Origin of the sequence: Gordonia sp. NPDC003585, assembly GCF_040610755.1 — a bacterium.
Taxonomy (GTDB): Bacteria; Actinomycetota; Actinomycetes; order Mycobacteriales; family Mycobacteriaceae; genus Gordonia.
On record NZ_JBEXMX010000107.1, the window covers coordinates 1 to 14,848 of the forward strand.

A 14,848-nucleotide genomic window follows, 5' to 3' on the forward strand; every position below is an offset into this window, starting at 1 on the left:
CGCCACCGCGCCAACCCGAAGGTCGCTACAGTAGGAGCGCCCACAGGTGGGGAATTTCAATGAGCACACCTGGGGAACTTCCTTGAGCCTCGTCACGACAACTTCTCCGAAGTCGACGACGAACTCCGACGGCTGGCGACGACGCGGTTCCAACTGAGCGCCGTTGCCTTGGCACTGTTCAGTGTCGCCGTGGTCATCGCGGCCGCCGTGATTCTTCTTTAGCTACTATCAGCAGTCGACTGCGTGTAGCACGACCAGAGACTGCGCATCGCGAAGATCCGCAACATGAGCAGGTCACTGTCCCTGTCCTTGTACAAGTCCCGGATATGCTGCAACTCATCACGTTCCGTGCGCACCACTGGTTCAATGTGCTCCCAGATCGACATGACCTGTTTATAGGCAGTCGCGGCGCGCTCCGCGTAGGTGCCATACTTCTCCTTGGGTTCCAGGACGGACCTGATCACCTCCAGGAGCTCGTCCTTACGCTTGTCCGCGGGAGGATGGCCATTGTCGTCCGGATCGAAGATGGCATTCAGGCGATCCCTGATGTTGACACCCGCGAGATACAGCACCGGCCCGAGAACGGCGGCAAAAGGTTGGTCGGTGGTCTCGTCGATCACGCACTTGGTTATGGCGGCACCGACCGCGTCGGCTTCATACTCCACTTCAGGCTCGACAACGCCATCGGATCCCATGTGATGCGACGCCAGATCGTCACTCAGCAGGTGCCCATACTCGTGGCTCAGGATGAAGGCGATGATCGCGTGACAGGTTGCGTCCACCAGCGGCTTCAGGTTCTCCAATCCGGGCGGCAGTTTGCGTGCCGAGACGTCGAGAGACGAGTCGGCGATCGACTGCGAGGCGGCGATATCGCACAGTATCTGTGCCGTCGCCGGGCTCGACATCCCGAACGTCTCATAGTGGTCGAACTCCAGCAGGCTCATCACACCGACTTGCGCCAATCTCGCCGCAAACTCGAATGTGCCGTTCTCGACGACGATCACGGTGTGATCCTTCGGCGGCACCGCGTCGTCGGGCGCTGTCTGAATGACGGCGACGGGCTGGCCGGTCGCGAGAGTGCCCACAGCCGGAACCGAATTCAGTGACCATGACTGAGCACTCTTGATCGTTCGTTCGATCCGGCCGCACAACTTGGCCAAGCCCCAAGCGATTCCGGGCGGTTCGTACTGAGACCATTGCGTCGGATCGTCGAGGCGGTACTGATGGAGCAGATTGTCGACCTGTTGGCGGATCTCGTCCTCCGCTTCCGGGCTGGTCGTTTCTGCGAACAGCTTGGTGAAGTCAATCTCACCCAGGTTCGACGGTATTGTCGCCGGAAGTGCGGCACTCACACGATCCTGGAACAGCTTTCTCCGAAGGTCTTCTCGATGGTTGAAGGGTGTCGCCTCCCAGTTATGACGCTGGTCCTCCTGAAGTGCCTCGAGGGCCTGAATAGCACCAGGCGGTCGCGGTTCCCACTCGGCTTGCTGCGAATGTGCACTTGATCCGGATACCAAGTCCCGGTGCATGGCTTCTCCCGTCCTTGACGCCGAAACCACCCTCCCAACTCTTCGAGCGCCTGTAACGAGTAGCCGACTACTCGATCTGGCGATGCGCCAACTGAGCACTACGTGGATATGCTCAGTCGTCGGCGGTCCGTTCCATTGCCCGACGCATGGCCTTCTCCTCGCGAATGCGAATCAGCTGCGCGTGCAACGGGTTCGATTCCTTGACGACGATCACGACGCGCACCATGCCGTTGACGGCGACGGCGGATCGGACGGTCTGGATCTTCCAGCCGAGCTCGCGGCCGACGCGCCGGCCGATCGAGCGAACCCGGTCGACGTCGGCTTCGGGGCATGTGATGTCGAAGCTGCCGATCTCGCGCAGGCCGTCCTCGATGTCGGACGCCAGAAGCGCCTCGTCGTACTCGGCCATCGCACCAGCCCCCCAACCCACTGAACATGCCGTCGGGCAATCGTATGCACAGACTCGGCAAGTTCGCGTCCTTGACGGAGACCCGTCCCTCGAACAGGGGACGCGGCCGTCTCGGTCGACGCGAGATACTGAGTGGCGGCGAAACCCCTGCGTAACTGGCTGAAGGCGGCCCGGATGACACTCGAACTCCAAGTCCGCGAGAGTGCACTCGCACAAGCGACCATCGAGTGGGTGCAGGCGCGGCTCTACACGATGTGCGTGCCGACGAATACCGCGGCGATCACGGTCGACCACCTGGACACCGTTCCGGGATCCGTCACCTTCTCCCACAACGCCGCTGGGGGAGTCGACCTTCGACTGACGATCTCCATATTTGCTGTCACACAGGCAGATCTCGTCGCACATCCGAACTCCGCGCCCACCGGCGCAACGACCGCCGCAACCCAGACCGAAATCCTCATCCAACTCGGAATCAAGAACCAGGCGTTGACCATCGTCAAAGCTGGTTCGACACCCGCCGCGAGTGGGCTTCCGCCAGCTGTGCGAGATCGGATCAAGCAGCGCGTCGACAACGCACTTGCGCCGCTCAACGGCATGGTTCTCCTCGACTGCTCGCCGATCATCAGCGCTCTCGGCGCGTACGTCGACGCGTCGCCCGACCTCGGCCGCGGGAACGGAGTTGTCGCACTGCGATTCGGCTCGTCCGGTGACGTCGTGTCTCATCTCGGTGCCGGCCAAACGTGGGGTGTCTTCCTCGACGCCGACGAGGTCGTCGGACTTCTGAAGCGCCAGATCCCGCCCGACTTGCCGGTTGCGGTGAGCATCCGGTGGCACGGCGAGGGCCCGACACCGGCAATTGTCGCGACGACGACCATCGACCTGCGCGCACTGGACCTGATCGAAATCGCCAGTGCCACGGCCACCATCGCGGCCGGACCATCCTTCATACTTCCTGCCACCCTGCGGATTTCGGGACACTGGGACATCGATCTCAGCGGGATCGCGGCGCCCTTCGAGGCGATCGTCACCAAGTACGCCCGCGGCGAGATCCGGCGAATGTTCCCGTTTGTCAATCACAACAACCAGGAGTTCTGGTACGACATCACCCTCCCGCAGATCCCGTCCATCCTGGGCGCTCAACCGCGCTGGGCGGGGATCTCCTCGAGCTCAGCGGGAATGACGATCGGCGGACCGGTGAGCCCGGCACCGCAGGGCGATCGGGACACGATTGACCCGACGGTCTTCCACTTCGGAAAGCCCACGTGGTGGGGGCACTGTCGTGCACTGGCTCGCGGCGGAAGTGGCTTGCCCCCCACACATTTCGAACCGACGAACCCGCGGGTGCGCGTCCAAGCCGGCGTCAACCTCGCCGACGCCGGGGCACTCTGCGGCGCGGAAGTCCTCTCCCCCAATGACTGGCTGCCGATGGACGCCGATGCAAACGGCGTCGGATTCGATCTCACCGTCGGACAAGCACGCAAGATCACCGACAACGTGCAGGTCATCGTCCGCACCGCACGCGGTGTGCGCTTCTTTGATCTCGGCACACCCATCATCCAGAACAAGCCCGACGGTGAGGGCCTCGATGTTCAGGTCAACTGGTTCGACGACTGCCTCCGACTCTCCGGCGTGTGGCTCAAACTTGTTCTGGGCGAGCCAATCACCATCGACGACTTCAAGCCGCCACCGTTCGAGGACCCCAACTGGATCGTGTGGTTTCACGCGCCCCTCGGCCTCAACATTCACCTGCTGACGATCGTTGACCTCGATCCTGACGAGGTGGTGATCGTCAACGGGTTGAACCTGCGCATTCAGGTCGGCCCCGACAGCAGCGGTGTCGCACACGTTCCCGCTGTGGCGGCCTTGGCCGACGGGATGCACGATGTCGTCGCACAACTTCGATCACGACAGAGTTTCAGCGGTGCGATCCGCGTCCAGACCGCGGAATTCACGTGGTTGGCCGAAGTTGGTCCTGCCGAGGCAGCGGCAATTCGCGACGAACGGGGTGTGGCCTACGTCGGGCGAATCATCGACGGCGAGTTGATCTCCGAGGCCTACCGTCCCGACGCGGACGAGATGTTCGAGCAGATCGGGGCAGGCGACGTGGACCTCAATCCGCAACCGCTGCCACCCCATGACCCCGGGGCCATGGAACTCGCGGAGGCGGCCGGATTCGGCGACGCTCTTTATGCGCACTTCCTGCCGGGACTCGAGGCGCGCGATCGCGTCGCACTGGTCACGATGAGTGAAAGCGACACACGGATCGTCTCCGACGGGCCCGATGGGCCACGCGAATCCGGACGATACGAGGGCCCACCCGCGGGTATGCAGGTCGACGGCGGGTATGCGATTGCGAGGAGTGGCGATGCGATCCAGCTCTATGCCGTCGAACGGCCGTACGTCGTAACGCTCAAACCGAGATAGCGGGATTTGTGCACCTCGCAGCGTTTCCGGCGAGCGGAAAAAGTCTCTTCCACAAGTTCGGCCAAATGCCTTGCGAACATCTGTGCGAACGTGTACCTTCGAACTTGCATTCGATAGGCGGGGATCGGGGGTGAGTATCGGATGACCAAAACTTTCGGCGGCACGTCACGCGCAGCGGAGTTGGTGGCGCAGGTCCATGCCCTGCTCGACGAGCTGGTCGAGGCCGATCTGACCGCCTGCACCGACGACGAACTGGTCGAGGTTGCCGCCGCCCACGAACAGGCGCTGGCCCGCATGACTTATGCCGGGGACCGGCAGCTGGTCGAGGTGTCGGATCGAGATCTGCCCCACCGCATGGGATATCGCAGTCCTACCAACTTCTTCAACGCCCGCCTGCGGGTGTCCGACCCGGGCCGACGCCGCGCCCAGATGGCCGTCACTGCCACCTTTCGTCAGCCGACCGGCGAGGATCGCGAACCCCGCTTCCCCGTGGTGGCCGAAGCGTTCGCCGAGGGCAGCATCGGGCACGGACATATCCGCGCGGTGCTCGACACGCTTGATCAGATCCCGCACGCCACCCCGCACGATGTGCAGGTTGCTGCTGAGCGGCAGATGGTTGACATCGCCAAAGAACACACCCCCAACGACATCGCCACCGCCGGACAACGCCTCCTCGGTCACCTCGACCCCGACGGCACCCTGTCCGACGATGCCGACCGCGCGCGGCGCCGCAATCTGTGGATGAACAAGCAACGCGCTGATGGCACGTCGAAGCTCACCGGCACGCTGGATCCTGTTCTGGCGAACCGGTTTGCGACGATGTTGGAGGCGTGGGCGCAGCCCGGGATGAACAACCCACAAGACCCCGAGTCTCCGTCGGGGTCCTACGAAGACGCGAATCCCAACGTGGTGGCCGCGGCCGCTCTGCGGGACGGGCGGTCGGTGGCCCAGTGCAACCACGACGCGCTCAACGCCCTGTTGAAAGCGGTGCTGGAAGACGGTCTGCTCGGCAAGACCCATCGCGGGTTGCCGATCCAGCTGATCGTCAAAGCCAACTTGGAGGATTTGGTCCGGGGGTCCGGGGTGGCGACCACCGCCACCGGTGGGGTCATCCCTATCTCTGAACTGATCGGCATGGCCGGACAGGTGCAGCCGTGGCTGGCGATCTTCGATGGCGCCAAGCCCGAACCGCTGTTCTTGGGGCAGGGTAAACGGTTGGCCTCCATGGCCCAACGGTTGGCGTCGTTTGCTCGCATCGGCGGGGAACGGTGTTCGGCACCGGACTGTGATCAACCGGCCACCCACGTCGAAATACACCACGCCAAACTGGATTTCGCGTTGGGCGGCAACACCGACATCACCGAACTGTACCCGGCTTGCCCACCGCATAACCGGCGAGTCGGGCCCAAACCGGGCCAGTTCACCACCTGGATCATCGAGGACGGACCCGACGCCGGACGGTGCGCGTGGCGACTCAACACCCACCCCGGCGCACCACCCAACCCCGACCGCATCCGCCGGATTGAGCTTGTCGAAATCAACCGCTTCCCCGACATCGCCGCCGGATTCACCGCACACCTCAACAGGGTGCGTGCGGAAATCCACGGCCCGCCGGACGACGGTGACACACAGGCAACCGAGGACAATGTCGTCGGGCACTTCCAGCTGCTCGAAAACGCCCGCACGCGAAACGAACTCGCCCGACTCCAACTCCGACAAACCATCAACCCGGAGTCGGTGATCGAGCGTCGATTCGTCGGGATGCTGGAAGAGCATCTCGGGCTTGGGTCGTAGGGTCGCGTTAGTGATCTCGACACGGTGCCTCGCTCCGCTCGGTACCGGCTCGATCAGCGGTGGGGTCGGCCCGGGTAGGCGGGCGCGTTAGTGATCTCGACACGACGCCTCGCCTAGCGGCTCGGAGTCGGCTCGATCAGCGTGGGGTGGCTCGATCAGCGTGGGGGGCTCGGTTAGCTGGCTGGCCGCTTCCGCCATGCCGTCACGCCTGCGATCACGAAGGCGATGGCGGACAACAGGTCTGACTCGGACAGACCATGCTCGAGGTTGATGCCGTACAGAATCCTGCCCTCGAGGGGCCCGTTCCAGAAGAGCCAAGCGATACCGAGCGCTGTGAGGATCGCCGCGGCGGGGTAACTCCGGCGTGCCAGACACCAAGCACCGGTGACGACCAGCAGATTGAGCAGCACGATCGCGTGGAACAGGTCGGGATGGTGCAGCACGGGTGGAGCCACTGGGCCAGTATGCCGAACGGGCGCGTGGTGTGACCCTTCGAGGCTCGTCGACTTCGAGACGCTCCATGCTCGTACCTCGCAGGGGGCTCCTCAGCCCGGCGGCTTGCGCTCCTCGCACCTCAGGGAGCGGGACCCGCTCACGATCACTCGCGCTCGCCTCAGCTCAGTGAGCGGAGCGGGAGGTCATCAGAATCGGGAGCCGCCAGGAGAGTCGCGGAACCCGGGATTCCCAGGCAGGCCTGCTCGGTGACGACTTGCGTTCGACGGCAATCCACACGGTCGCGGCGGCCATCGCCGGCAACTGCAGAGCGCCAAGCGCGAGTGTCACCGACATCAACGCCCAACACGAACCGACGCACCACATCGCGTGGCGAGCACCATATCTCAGCGCACCCCGGTCAGCGTCGCCACCAAATGCGGCGACGACCGGCCGTTGGTGACAACGGTTGAGGCACTGCTGTTTTGCCGGCGAGAATTGCCAGACTGCCGCGACGACGATCAGCAGGTAGACCAGGCCGGCCTGGTCGATGTTGCGAAAGTGCAGCAAAACCAACATCAGGACCAGACATGCGGCTGCCCACACCGAGGTGTACGCGAACAGAAACAGCGCCATCGACCGAAGTCGACGCTTCGGGAAGCTCCGAGCCCGCAGATGAGCAACGGGTGCGGTCAAGAGCGGGAACATCATCGCGACGATCATCACAACCGCCATCACGATCATGCCGACGACGGTGCGCCCGAACTCAGACTGGGGAACGGCATGCATCGCCATCGAATCGCCGGGAGCCATGGTCGCCGCGTCGTGTGCATGGGCGTGCGAGCCCATCCCAACGCCGAAGCTCACCCCGAACGCGCCGGCGATCAACTCCAGCCACGCCACCGCTGCGGCAATCCAGAACGGAACGCGGATGCGGCGTCGCTGAATTGCAGCCAGCGTCGTCATGGTCAGTGACTTTGTCGATAGATACCGATCCGGCCGATCTGCACATCGGACGCGGCGTCGAGTTGATTGACCGGAACCACGCGGACCGTCAACGCGTGGAGGTCGTCGTCGGCGAGATGGAGATTCTCGACGATGTCGGTGATGTCGAGGACCGCGGTCATGCCGTCGTTGTCGGGGGTATCGCCCATCTCGCTGTCCGGCGCGGCACCGAAGAGCGCGACGCTGCCGGCGACCTGCTCATCACCGTTCGGGTCACCCACATACACCCGCAGAATCGGCCCGTCGTGCGCCGCAGTCAGATTCTCGAGGTTGAGGTAGACGCGGTCGGGTCGGGTTGGCGCATCCATGGGCAGCACACTCGGCGTGACGGTTCGTCGGGCCTCGGAATCCAACTGAACGCTGGCTGTCGCTTCGCCACCCACCACGGACATCGGTTCTTGCGTTGCGCCGATGAGTTCGGCGCTACCGGGCGTCCTCGGCTGAGACATGGTGGGTTCGCCGTCCTGTCCGTTGTCTTGGATTGCGAGAAGGACGTTCATTCGCGCCGGACTCCGCACCGCGATTCCGTCGGTGTAGTTGTCATAGCCGTACCCCAGTGCGGCGAGATCGCTCATCTGCTCCGGGGTGAAGGTCCACGTCTGCGGAGGTTGTCCGTCCTCGGCGGGAGGAAGCGGCAGCGTGAACGCCGGGCCGCCGGTTGCTGTCGGGCCGTCGAGCCAGCTGTTGTCGGTGGGATCGGAATGGACCGGCGGCGTCCGACGCCGCCACGTCTCCCACAGGCGGTCGATGTTCGCGTGGTGGAGCCAGAAGATCGGATCGAGACCCGCTGTCGCCGGATTGCTCATGAGACCCGGAGTATCCAGGCCGCCGATGAGCACGTGGATCAGATCGTGTGGGTTCGATTCGAGTTCACCGTGCGGTGCCCGGTGATGGAACGACCCCGTATCTGAGCCTCCGAAGCCGATCGCACCGCCGTCGGCGGACACCGAGAACAGCGGATTGTCCAGAGCGTCAAGGTTTATGTCGAGGTCCGGGATCGGGTCGTCGAGCGGAATCACGACCACCCCATCACCATTACGGCCAAAACGTGCCGACACGAACAATGGATTGTTGGCGCCATCCGGCCACGACGCGGAGGCAAACGCCGGGGGGATCGCCTGTTCGCCCATCGCGAAGTAATTCCAATACGGCAGCGTCCACTCTCTGGGTCCGCCGAGCGCGATCACCTCGGCGCGCACCGCCGCCTCGAACGCGATCAAGTAGCCCCGATGCCACGGCAGGAAATACCAACTCCCGTGCCAACACTGCTTCCAGAAATCCTTCTGGACGCTTTGCGATGGCAGCGAATCTTGTTGCGGATCAAAGTATCCGAACCCCTGCCACTTCACCGGATCGAACCCGTGCATCGCGGCAAAGAATCGCCAACTCAACGGATCGTCGAGAGGCCGTTCCATCATCGCGGCCACACCGCGTGCGTACCAGAGAATGTCGTCGGCCCAGGGATTTCCGAGCTCCCAGACGTTGCGTCTCGCCAATGCGGTCCCGACCATCGCAGCGCTCCTCGCTGTCGGCCCCCATTCAGCAGATTATTCTAGCGAGGCTTTCGGCGGTTTGGCGTCACGATTGGACAACTACGGTGCGGGTTGCGACATTGCTTTGTGCCGGTTGATGTTTGGCGCGAGAACGGAATGGATCACAAATCAGTTGATGTATGGGATTGCTTCGAGCCGATGAATTCGCTTGGTGGTGGTTGCGGACATGGTTGGGTCGCGTGTGGTCTCGACACGACGCCTCGCCTAGCGGCTCGGTGTCGGCTCGACCAGCGGGGGGTGCGTGTGGTTGCGGACACAGTCGGGTCGCCAGCCCTTCGAGGCTCCTCGACTTCGAGACGCTCCGTGCTCGTACCTCGCAGGGGCTCCTCAGCCCGGCGGCTAGCGCTCGTCGCACCTCAGGGAGCGGATGGCAAGTCGGGCGTGCGGGGTCAGCCGCCGAAGATGTCGCGAAGGATCTCGGTCTCGGCGACGCGTTCCTTGTGGGTCGGGGCGGTCGAGGAGACGAGGATGCAGGTGACGCCGGCTTCCTTGAAGGCGGCGACGCGCTCGGCGACGTGGTCGCGGGTGCCGATGAGCGACATCGAGTCGATGAGGTCGTCGGGGACGGCGGCGGCGGCTTCGAGCTTCTTACCGTCGAGGTAGAGGTCCTGGATGATCTTGGCCTCGTCGGGGTAGCCGTAGCGCTGGGCGAGGGTGTTGTAGAAGTTCTTGCCGCGCGCACCCATACCGCCGATGTAGAGGGCGGCGTGGTGGCGGACGAGTTCGCGAGCATTGTGCAGCTGCTCCTCGTCGTCGGAGATGCGGGCGGTCGACTGGACGACGATGCCGAGCTCGCCGAGCGACGGGTCGCGCTTGGCCTTGCCGGCGGCCAGTCCCTCACCGAAGGCCTCGCCGATGCGCTCGGGGTGGAACAGGATCGGCTGGAACTCCTCGAACAGCTCGGCAGCGAGCTCGGTGTTCTTCGGGCCGATCGCGGCGAGCAGCATGGGGATGCGTTCGCGAACAGGGTGATTGATGATCTTCAACGACTTGCCCAGCCCCGATCCGCCGTGCTCCTCGTCGAGCGGCAGGGTGTAGTGCTTGCCCTGGAAGTTCACCTTGTCGCGGCGCCACACCTGACGGCAGATCTCGGCGTGCTCGCGGGCGCGGCCGACGGGGTAGTCGTACTTGACGCCGTGGAAGCCCTCGATGACCTGCGGGCCCGACGCTCCGATGCCCAGCACGGCGCGGCCACCACTGATGTAGTCGAGACCGGCCGCCGTCATGGCGAGGTTGGTGGGTGTGCGCGAGAACATCGGAAGGATGGCGGTCTGCAGTTCCATCTTCTCGGTCTTCGCGGCGATGTAGCCGAGCTGACTGACGGCGTCGAAGCTGTATGCCTCCGGGACCGCGATCCGCTCCACGCCCGCGGCCTCGAAATCGGCGAGATTGTTGATGGTCTCGCGGAAATCCCCGGCGTAGTTGATCGGCATGCCCAGCTTCATCGATGTCATGCCGACGGATTCTTCCACAGCAAACACGCCTTGCCGAGACCCGGCCGAGCGACCGTTCGCTCACGCTTCAGATGGACGCTCGCTGTCGACAAGATGAACAACTGGTGAACAGTCACACAGGTGAGGCAAACCTGCAGGTCACAATAGGGATTTCGGTCCTCCGAAATTTATGCGGAACCGGCCTCGGCATCGCATGATTATGCCCATGAGCGGAGAGATGCTGATCCTGGTGCTGCTCGTGATCACGGCACTGGGATTCGACTTCACCAACGGATTCCACGACACCGGCAACGCGATGGCGACCTCGATCGCCACCGGCGCCCTCAAACCCAAGGTCGCCGTCGGTATCTCGGCGATCCTCAACCTCGTCGGAGCGTTCCTCTCCGTCGAGGTCGCGGCCACGATCACCAAGGATGTGCTCAACATCCAGTCCAAGTCGGGCGACATCACCGGAGGACTGTCTCCGATCACCGCCCTGCTGATCATCTTCGCGGGCCTCATCGGCGGCATCCTGTGGAACCTCTTCACGTGGCTGTTCGGCCTGCCCTCCTCGTCGTCGCACGCGTTGTTCGGTGGACTGATCGGGTCGGGCATCGCAGCGATCGGCCTGTCCGGCATCAACTGGCACGGCGTGTTTTCCAAGATCATCATCCCGGCCCTCTTCGCGCCGGTGATCGCCTGCTTGGTCGCCGCCTGCGGCACCTGGCTGGTCTTCGCCATCACCAAGAAGGTCGCCGAAGGTCGCAAGGAAGCCGGCTTCCGTTACGGCCAGATCGCGTCGGCGTCGCTGGTCTCCCTCGCACACGGAACCGGTGACGCGCAGAAGACCATGGGTGTCATCGCGATGGCGCTCATCGTGACCGGACACCTCACCAGCGAATCGGTGAGCCACGGTCTGCCGTTCTGGGTGGTCTTCAGCTGTGCTGCCGCGATCGCGATCGGCACCTACCTCGGCGGCTGGCGCATCATCCGCACCCTGGGCAAGGGCCTGGTCGAGATCTCCTCCCCGCAGGGCATGGCGGCGGAAGCGTCGTCGGCCGCGATCATCCTCACCTCGAGCGCTGCCGGCATGGCGCTGTCGACGACGCAGGTCGCCACCGGTTCGATCCTGGGTTCGGGCGTCGGCAAGAAGGGCGCCCAGGTTCGCTGGGCGGTCGCAGCACGTATGGCGGTCGCCTGGGTCACCACGCTCCCGGCCGCCGGGCTTGTCGGCGCGGGCTGCTACTACATCGCTCACCTGATGGGCGACGTCGCGGGCGCGATCACCATCTTCGTGATCCTCATCGCCGCGTCGGGCTACATGTACTGGCGCGCACAGCAGAACAAGATCGACTCCCACAACGTCAACGCCGATTGGGACGAGTCCAGCGACTCGATCATCCCGGCCGACACCTCCGAGCTGAAGACCACCGGCCCGACCACGGTCGCCTGATCTCTCCGACGGACACGAAAGGACTTCTGCTCAGATGGACATCGTCGAATCAATTGTCAAGGTGCTCGTCGTCGGACTGATCTTCGGTGCCGGCCTGCCTGCTCTGTTCGCCATCGGCCTGCGCATACAAGCGGCGGGAACGGCCGACGCCAGCGCGGATGGCACTGTCTCGCACGGCAATCCGGCGCTCCGTGCGGTCGGCTACGCGATCTTCGCGCTGGTCGCGGCGGTCATCATCATCGCCCTGCTGTGGATCACGCGTCAGACGATCTACTACTACTTCGACATCCAGATCTTCCCGAGCCAGTTCTACAAGTAGTCAACCGTTTCGACGAAAGGCACGTGAACGTGGCCGACAGCCCTTCACTGTTCGAATCCGCGATCAACTGGATCCGCACCGGCTATCCCGAAGGCATTCCGCCCACCGAGTTCCCGCCGTTGCTGGCGCTGCTGGTGCGTGTGCTCGATGAAGAGGACGTCACGACGGTCGCGCTGACCCTGGCGCGCGAGTACGGCGTCGACCAGCCGGTCACCGAAGAACAGATCGCCGGCGCGATCGAGAAGGTCACCAACGACGAGCCCACCGCCGACGAGATCAATCAGGTCGCGGGTCGTCTGGCCGCCGCAGGCTGGCCGTTGTCGGCAGTTCCTGCAGGTCGATAGTCTTTGACCAACGCTCGTGCGCAGCGCGAGCAACTGTCTTGCCCCGGGGAGGCAATACAATGGCGCCAATGCCGCCCTGCCCTCATCACGAGGGTGAACTCACCGATTGGGGGGATGGATCGTGGATCGACCACAATTGCTCAAACGCATCGTGGAGTGGTTGCGCGCCGGCTACCCCGACGGCGTCCCCCAGGGCGACTACATCCCCTTGGTCGCGATTCTGCGTCGCCAGCTGAGTGAGGACGAGGTCGAGACCGTCTCGTCCGACCTGATCCGCGAGTCTCCCCCACCGCCGGAACCCATCTCCAAGATCGACGCCGGGGTGAAGATCACCGAGGTCACCCACGAACTGCCGCACGAGGACGACATCGCCCGCGTTCGCCGGCACCTCGAGGAAGCCGGGTGGCCCTTCGACGACGAACCGCTGTCCAACGGGCATTCCGACGACCCCGAGTCCGACGCGTGAGGTGAGTGCTACGCACGTTCTGCAGCCCCTGATCCTGCCGTTGGGGCCATCGGTGCTCGACTCGCGCGCGGAGTTGTCGGCGATGCTCGACGGTGGGCGAACGTATCTACCGGTCCCCGACGATCCAGTTGCTGCTGAACGTCTCGGGTCGGCGCTCGGTGTCGGAGAGCCGATTTCGGACGAGCTCACCCTGGTGATCTCGACGTCGGGGTCGACGGGCACTCCCAAAGGGGCACAACACACTTCGACGACGCTGCGGGCCTCCGCCGCAGCGACGGCTACACATCTCGGCGGACCCGGGAACTGGCTGCTGGCGCTGCCGCCGCATCACATCGCCGGACTGCAAGTGTTATTGCGCGCCTTGGCGAATGGGTACACGCCGGTTGTGTTGGATGTGGGTGGTGGGTTTGACGTTTCCGCCTATGTTGATGCTCTTGCGTCGCTTGACGGGCCTCGGAGGTACACGTCGCTGGTGCCGACGCAGTTGATCAAGGTGCTCACCTCCCCCGCCGCTGTCGCTGCGTCGCGCGAGTTGGATGCGATTCTCGTCGGCGGTGCTGCCACCCCGGAGCCGTTGCAGCGCAGGGCGTTAGATGCGGGACTGCGCATTGTGCGGACGTATGGGATGAGCGAGACCGCGGGTGGATGCGTGTACGACGGTGTGCCGTTGCCGGGGGTCGAGGTGCGCATCGTCGACGCCGGATCGGATGGGGTCGGGCGCGTCGAGCTGTCGGGGCCGATGGTCGCGCACGGGTATCGGAATCTGCCCGACCATCCCGCGTTCGCGTCGCCCGGATGGTTCCGCACCGACGATCTGGGGGTCGTGGTCGACGGGCTGCTGCGGATCGTCGGCCGCGCCGACGACGCCATCTCCACCGGCGGACTCACCGTCGTACCGCAGGTGGTGGAAGCGGTGATCGCCGACGACCCGGCCGTCGCCGAATGCGCGGTGGTCGGGGTCCCCGACGAACGGTTGGGCGAGAAGGTGGTGGCATTTGTGGTCGTCGCTGCTGGAGAGCGGTTGGACGACAAGCGGATTCGTACTTTGGTTGCCGAGCGGTTGGAGAAATTCGCGGCACCCCGGGAGGTCGTCGAGGTGTCGGAATTGCCGTTGCGCGGACCCGGCAAGGTGGATCGCGCGGCGTTGAAGGCGCGGTTCGCTTGATGGCGTGCCGCGAAACCGCGACTATATGATGCTGGCTCTTCAAGCCTTCCGCGAGCAGCTAGCTTTCGTCAACCTTCTTCATCGCGGCACCCAACAGCAGGCGGCAGAACAGCCAACCCGAAATGAATCCGACGCCAAATCCTCCGATCATGACACCGCCGACGAATGTCGCAGTTCCATCACCAGGTTCGGTACCCATGTTGGCAGCCAGTGAAGTCGAGAAATCGACTATGAAATCTCCGATTGCACGAAACTGGACGAGACTTACGCCGACCAGGACCGTAGTCAGCCAATCGCTGATCTTCTCGAGGTTCGTGTTCGCATCGATTTTGCTAGCCAGATCCTGGCTGGTACTCGCTGTCGCGCTGTGCGACCTCGATCGTGGAACACCAAAAATGAAGCCGAGCAGACCTCCGACGAGCGTCGCCGGTAGTGCCCCGTGGAGTGGTGGACTTCGGATCGGCGTGGAATCACGCGTGGTGATCAACGAGTCATGTTGAATGCTAGGCGGTTTGGTGGGAT

At 63.9% G+C, this 14,848-nt stretch carries 14 protein-coding genes; 7 read left to right on the forward strand and 7 right to left on the reverse strand.

The window, feature by feature from the left end; translation table 11 throughout:
* Positions 1-218 precede the first annotated feature (218 nt).
* Entirely contained in the window at positions 219-1,352 is a 1,134-nt protein-coding gene (locus ABZW74_RS21825; RefSeq protein ID WP_355279301.1) for a hypothetical protein, read from the reverse strand.
* Positions 1,353-1,641: 289 nt separating this feature from the next.
* Positions 1,642-1,938, reverse strand: coding sequence for a hypothetical protein (locus tag ABZW74_RS21830; protein WP_240859677.1), 297 nt, complete (start codon positions 1,936-1,938; stop codon positions 1,642-1,644).
* Between the two features lie 174 nt (positions 1,939-2,112).
* Here ABZW74_RS21830 and ABZW74_RS21835 point away from each other — a divergent pair, with 174 nt between their 5' ends.
* Both ABZW74_RS21835 and ABZW74_RS21840 read left to right on the forward strand, forming a co-directional pair.
* Positions 2,113-4,362: a hypothetical protein gene (locus ABZW74_RS21835; protein ID WP_355279305.1), complete on the forward strand. Its 2,250-nt coding sequence runs from the start codon at positions 2,113-2,115 to the stop codon at positions 4,360-4,362.
* A 141-nt stretch (positions 4,363-4,503) separates the two neighbouring features.
* Positions 4,504-6,156, forward strand: coding sequence for a DUF222 domain-containing protein (locus tag ABZW74_RS21840; protein WP_355279308.1), 1,653 nt, complete (start codon positions 4,504-4,506; stop codon positions 6,154-6,156).
* A gap of 173 nt (positions 6,157-6,329) precedes the next feature.
* Here ABZW74_RS21840 and ABZW74_RS21845 read toward each other — a convergent pair whose 3' ends face one another.
* The 4 genes from ABZW74_RS21845 to ABZW74_RS21860 all read right to left on the reverse strand — a co-directional run bounded on the left by ABZW74_RS21845 (position 6,330) and on the right by ABZW74_RS21860 (position 10,600).
* Positions 6,330-6,611: a hypothetical protein gene (locus tag ABZW74_RS21845; protein ID WP_355279310.1), complete on the reverse strand. Its 282-nt coding sequence runs from the start codon at positions 6,609-6,611 to the stop codon at positions 6,330-6,332.
* 163 nt (positions 6,612-6,774) lie between these two features.
* Positions 6,775-7,554: a DUF2182 domain-containing protein gene (locus tag ABZW74_RS21850; protein ID WP_355279313.1), complete on the reverse strand. Its 780-nt coding sequence runs from the start codon at positions 7,552-7,554 to the stop codon at positions 6,775-6,777.
* A gap of 2 nt (positions 7,555-7,556) precedes the next feature.
* Complete coding sequence (locus ABZW74_RS21855) at positions 7,557-9,104, reverse strand: tyrosinase family protein (RefSeq protein WP_355279315.1); 1,548 nt, start codon at positions 9,102-9,104, stop codon at positions 7,557-7,559.
* 431 nt (positions 9,105-9,535) lie between these two features.
* Positions 9,536-10,600: an LLM class F420-dependent oxidoreductase gene (locus tag ABZW74_RS21860; protein WP_240859670.1), complete on the reverse strand. Its 1,065-nt coding sequence runs from the start codon at positions 10,598-10,600 to the stop codon at positions 9,536-9,538.
* 205 nt (positions 10,601-10,805) lie between these two features.
* Between ABZW74_RS21860 and ABZW74_RS21865 the strand changes: the two genes are divergently transcribed.
* From ABZW74_RS21865 to menE, 5 genes are all read left to right on the forward strand, one after another.
* The gene (locus ABZW74_RS21865) at positions 10,806-12,032 is read left to right on the forward strand and encodes an inorganic phosphate transporter (RefSeq protein ID WP_240859664.1); all 1,227 of its coding nucleotides are present in this window, start codon (positions 10,806-10,808) and stop codon (positions 12,030-12,032) included.
* A gap of 34 nt (positions 12,033-12,066) precedes the next feature.
* Positions 12,067-12,351 carry a hypothetical protein gene (locus ABZW74_RS21870; RefSeq protein ID WP_240859662.1) on the forward strand — a complete coding sequence of 95 codons (285 nt, stop codon included), beginning with the start codon at positions 12,067-12,069 and terminating at the stop codon, positions 12,349-12,351.
* A 29-nt stretch (positions 12,352-12,380) separates the two neighbouring features.
* The gene (locus ABZW74_RS21875) at positions 12,381-12,695 is read left to right on the forward strand and encodes a DUF3349 domain-containing protein (protein WP_240859660.1); all 315 of its coding nucleotides are present in this window, start codon (positions 12,381-12,383) and stop codon (positions 12,693-12,695) included.
* Between the two features lie 121 nt (positions 12,696-12,816).
* The gene (locus tag ABZW74_RS21880) at positions 12,817-13,161 is read left to right on the forward strand and encodes a DUF3349 domain-containing protein (RefSeq protein WP_355279320.1); all 345 of its coding nucleotides are present in this window, start codon (positions 12,817-12,819) and stop codon (positions 13,159-13,161) included.
* 82 nt (positions 13,162-13,243) lie between these two features.
* Entirely contained in the window at positions 13,244-14,326 is a 1,083-nt protein-coding gene (gene menE / locus ABZW74_RS21885) for an o-succinylbenzoate--CoA ligase (RefSeq protein ID WP_355279326.1), read from the forward strand.
* Between the two features lie 58 nt (positions 14,327-14,384).
* Here the strand turns inward: menE and ABZW74_RS21890 are convergent.
* Positions 14,385-14,848 (reverse strand): hypothetical protein (locus ABZW74_RS21890; protein ID WP_355279323.1); only part of this gene is annotated, 464 nt, incomplete at its 5' end.

Excerpts from the sequence above, each read along its gene's own strand:
- ABZW74_RS21830 (WP_240859677.1), bottom strand. The coding sequence starts at position 1,938 with ATGGCCGAGTACGACGAGGCGCTTCTGGCGTCCGACATCGAGGACGGC.
- ABZW74_RS21835 (WP_355279305.1), top strand. The coding sequence starts at position 2,113 with ATGACACTCGAACTCCAAGTCCGCGAGAGTGCACTCGCACAAGCGACC.
- ABZW74_RS21840 (WP_355279308.1), top strand. The coding sequence starts at position 4,504 with ATGACCAAAACTTTCGGCGGCACGTCACGCGCAGCGGAGTTGGTGGCG.
- ABZW74_RS21850 (WP_355279313.1), bottom strand. The coding sequence starts at position 7,554 with ATGACGACGCTGGCTGCAATTCAGCGACGCCGCATCCGCGTTCCGTTC.
- ABZW74_RS21855 (WP_355279315.1), bottom strand. The coding sequence starts at position 9,104 with ATGGTCGGGACCGCATTGGCGAGACGCAACGTCTGGGAGCTCGGAAAT.
- ABZW74_RS21860 (WP_240859670.1), bottom strand. The coding sequence starts at position 10,600 with ATGACATCGATGAAGCTGGGCATGCCGATCAACTACGCCGGGGATTTC.
- ABZW74_RS21865 (WP_240859664.1), top strand. The coding sequence starts at position 10,806 with ATGAGCGGAGAGATGCTGATCCTGGTGCTGCTCGTGATCACGGCACTG.
- ABZW74_RS21870 (WP_240859662.1), top strand. The coding sequence starts at position 12,067 with ATGGACATCGTCGAATCAATTGTCAAGGTGCTCGTCGTCGGACTGATC.
- menE (WP_355279326.1), top strand. The coding sequence starts at position 13,244 with ATGCTCGACGGTGGGCGAACGTATCTACCGGTCCCCGACGATCCAGTT.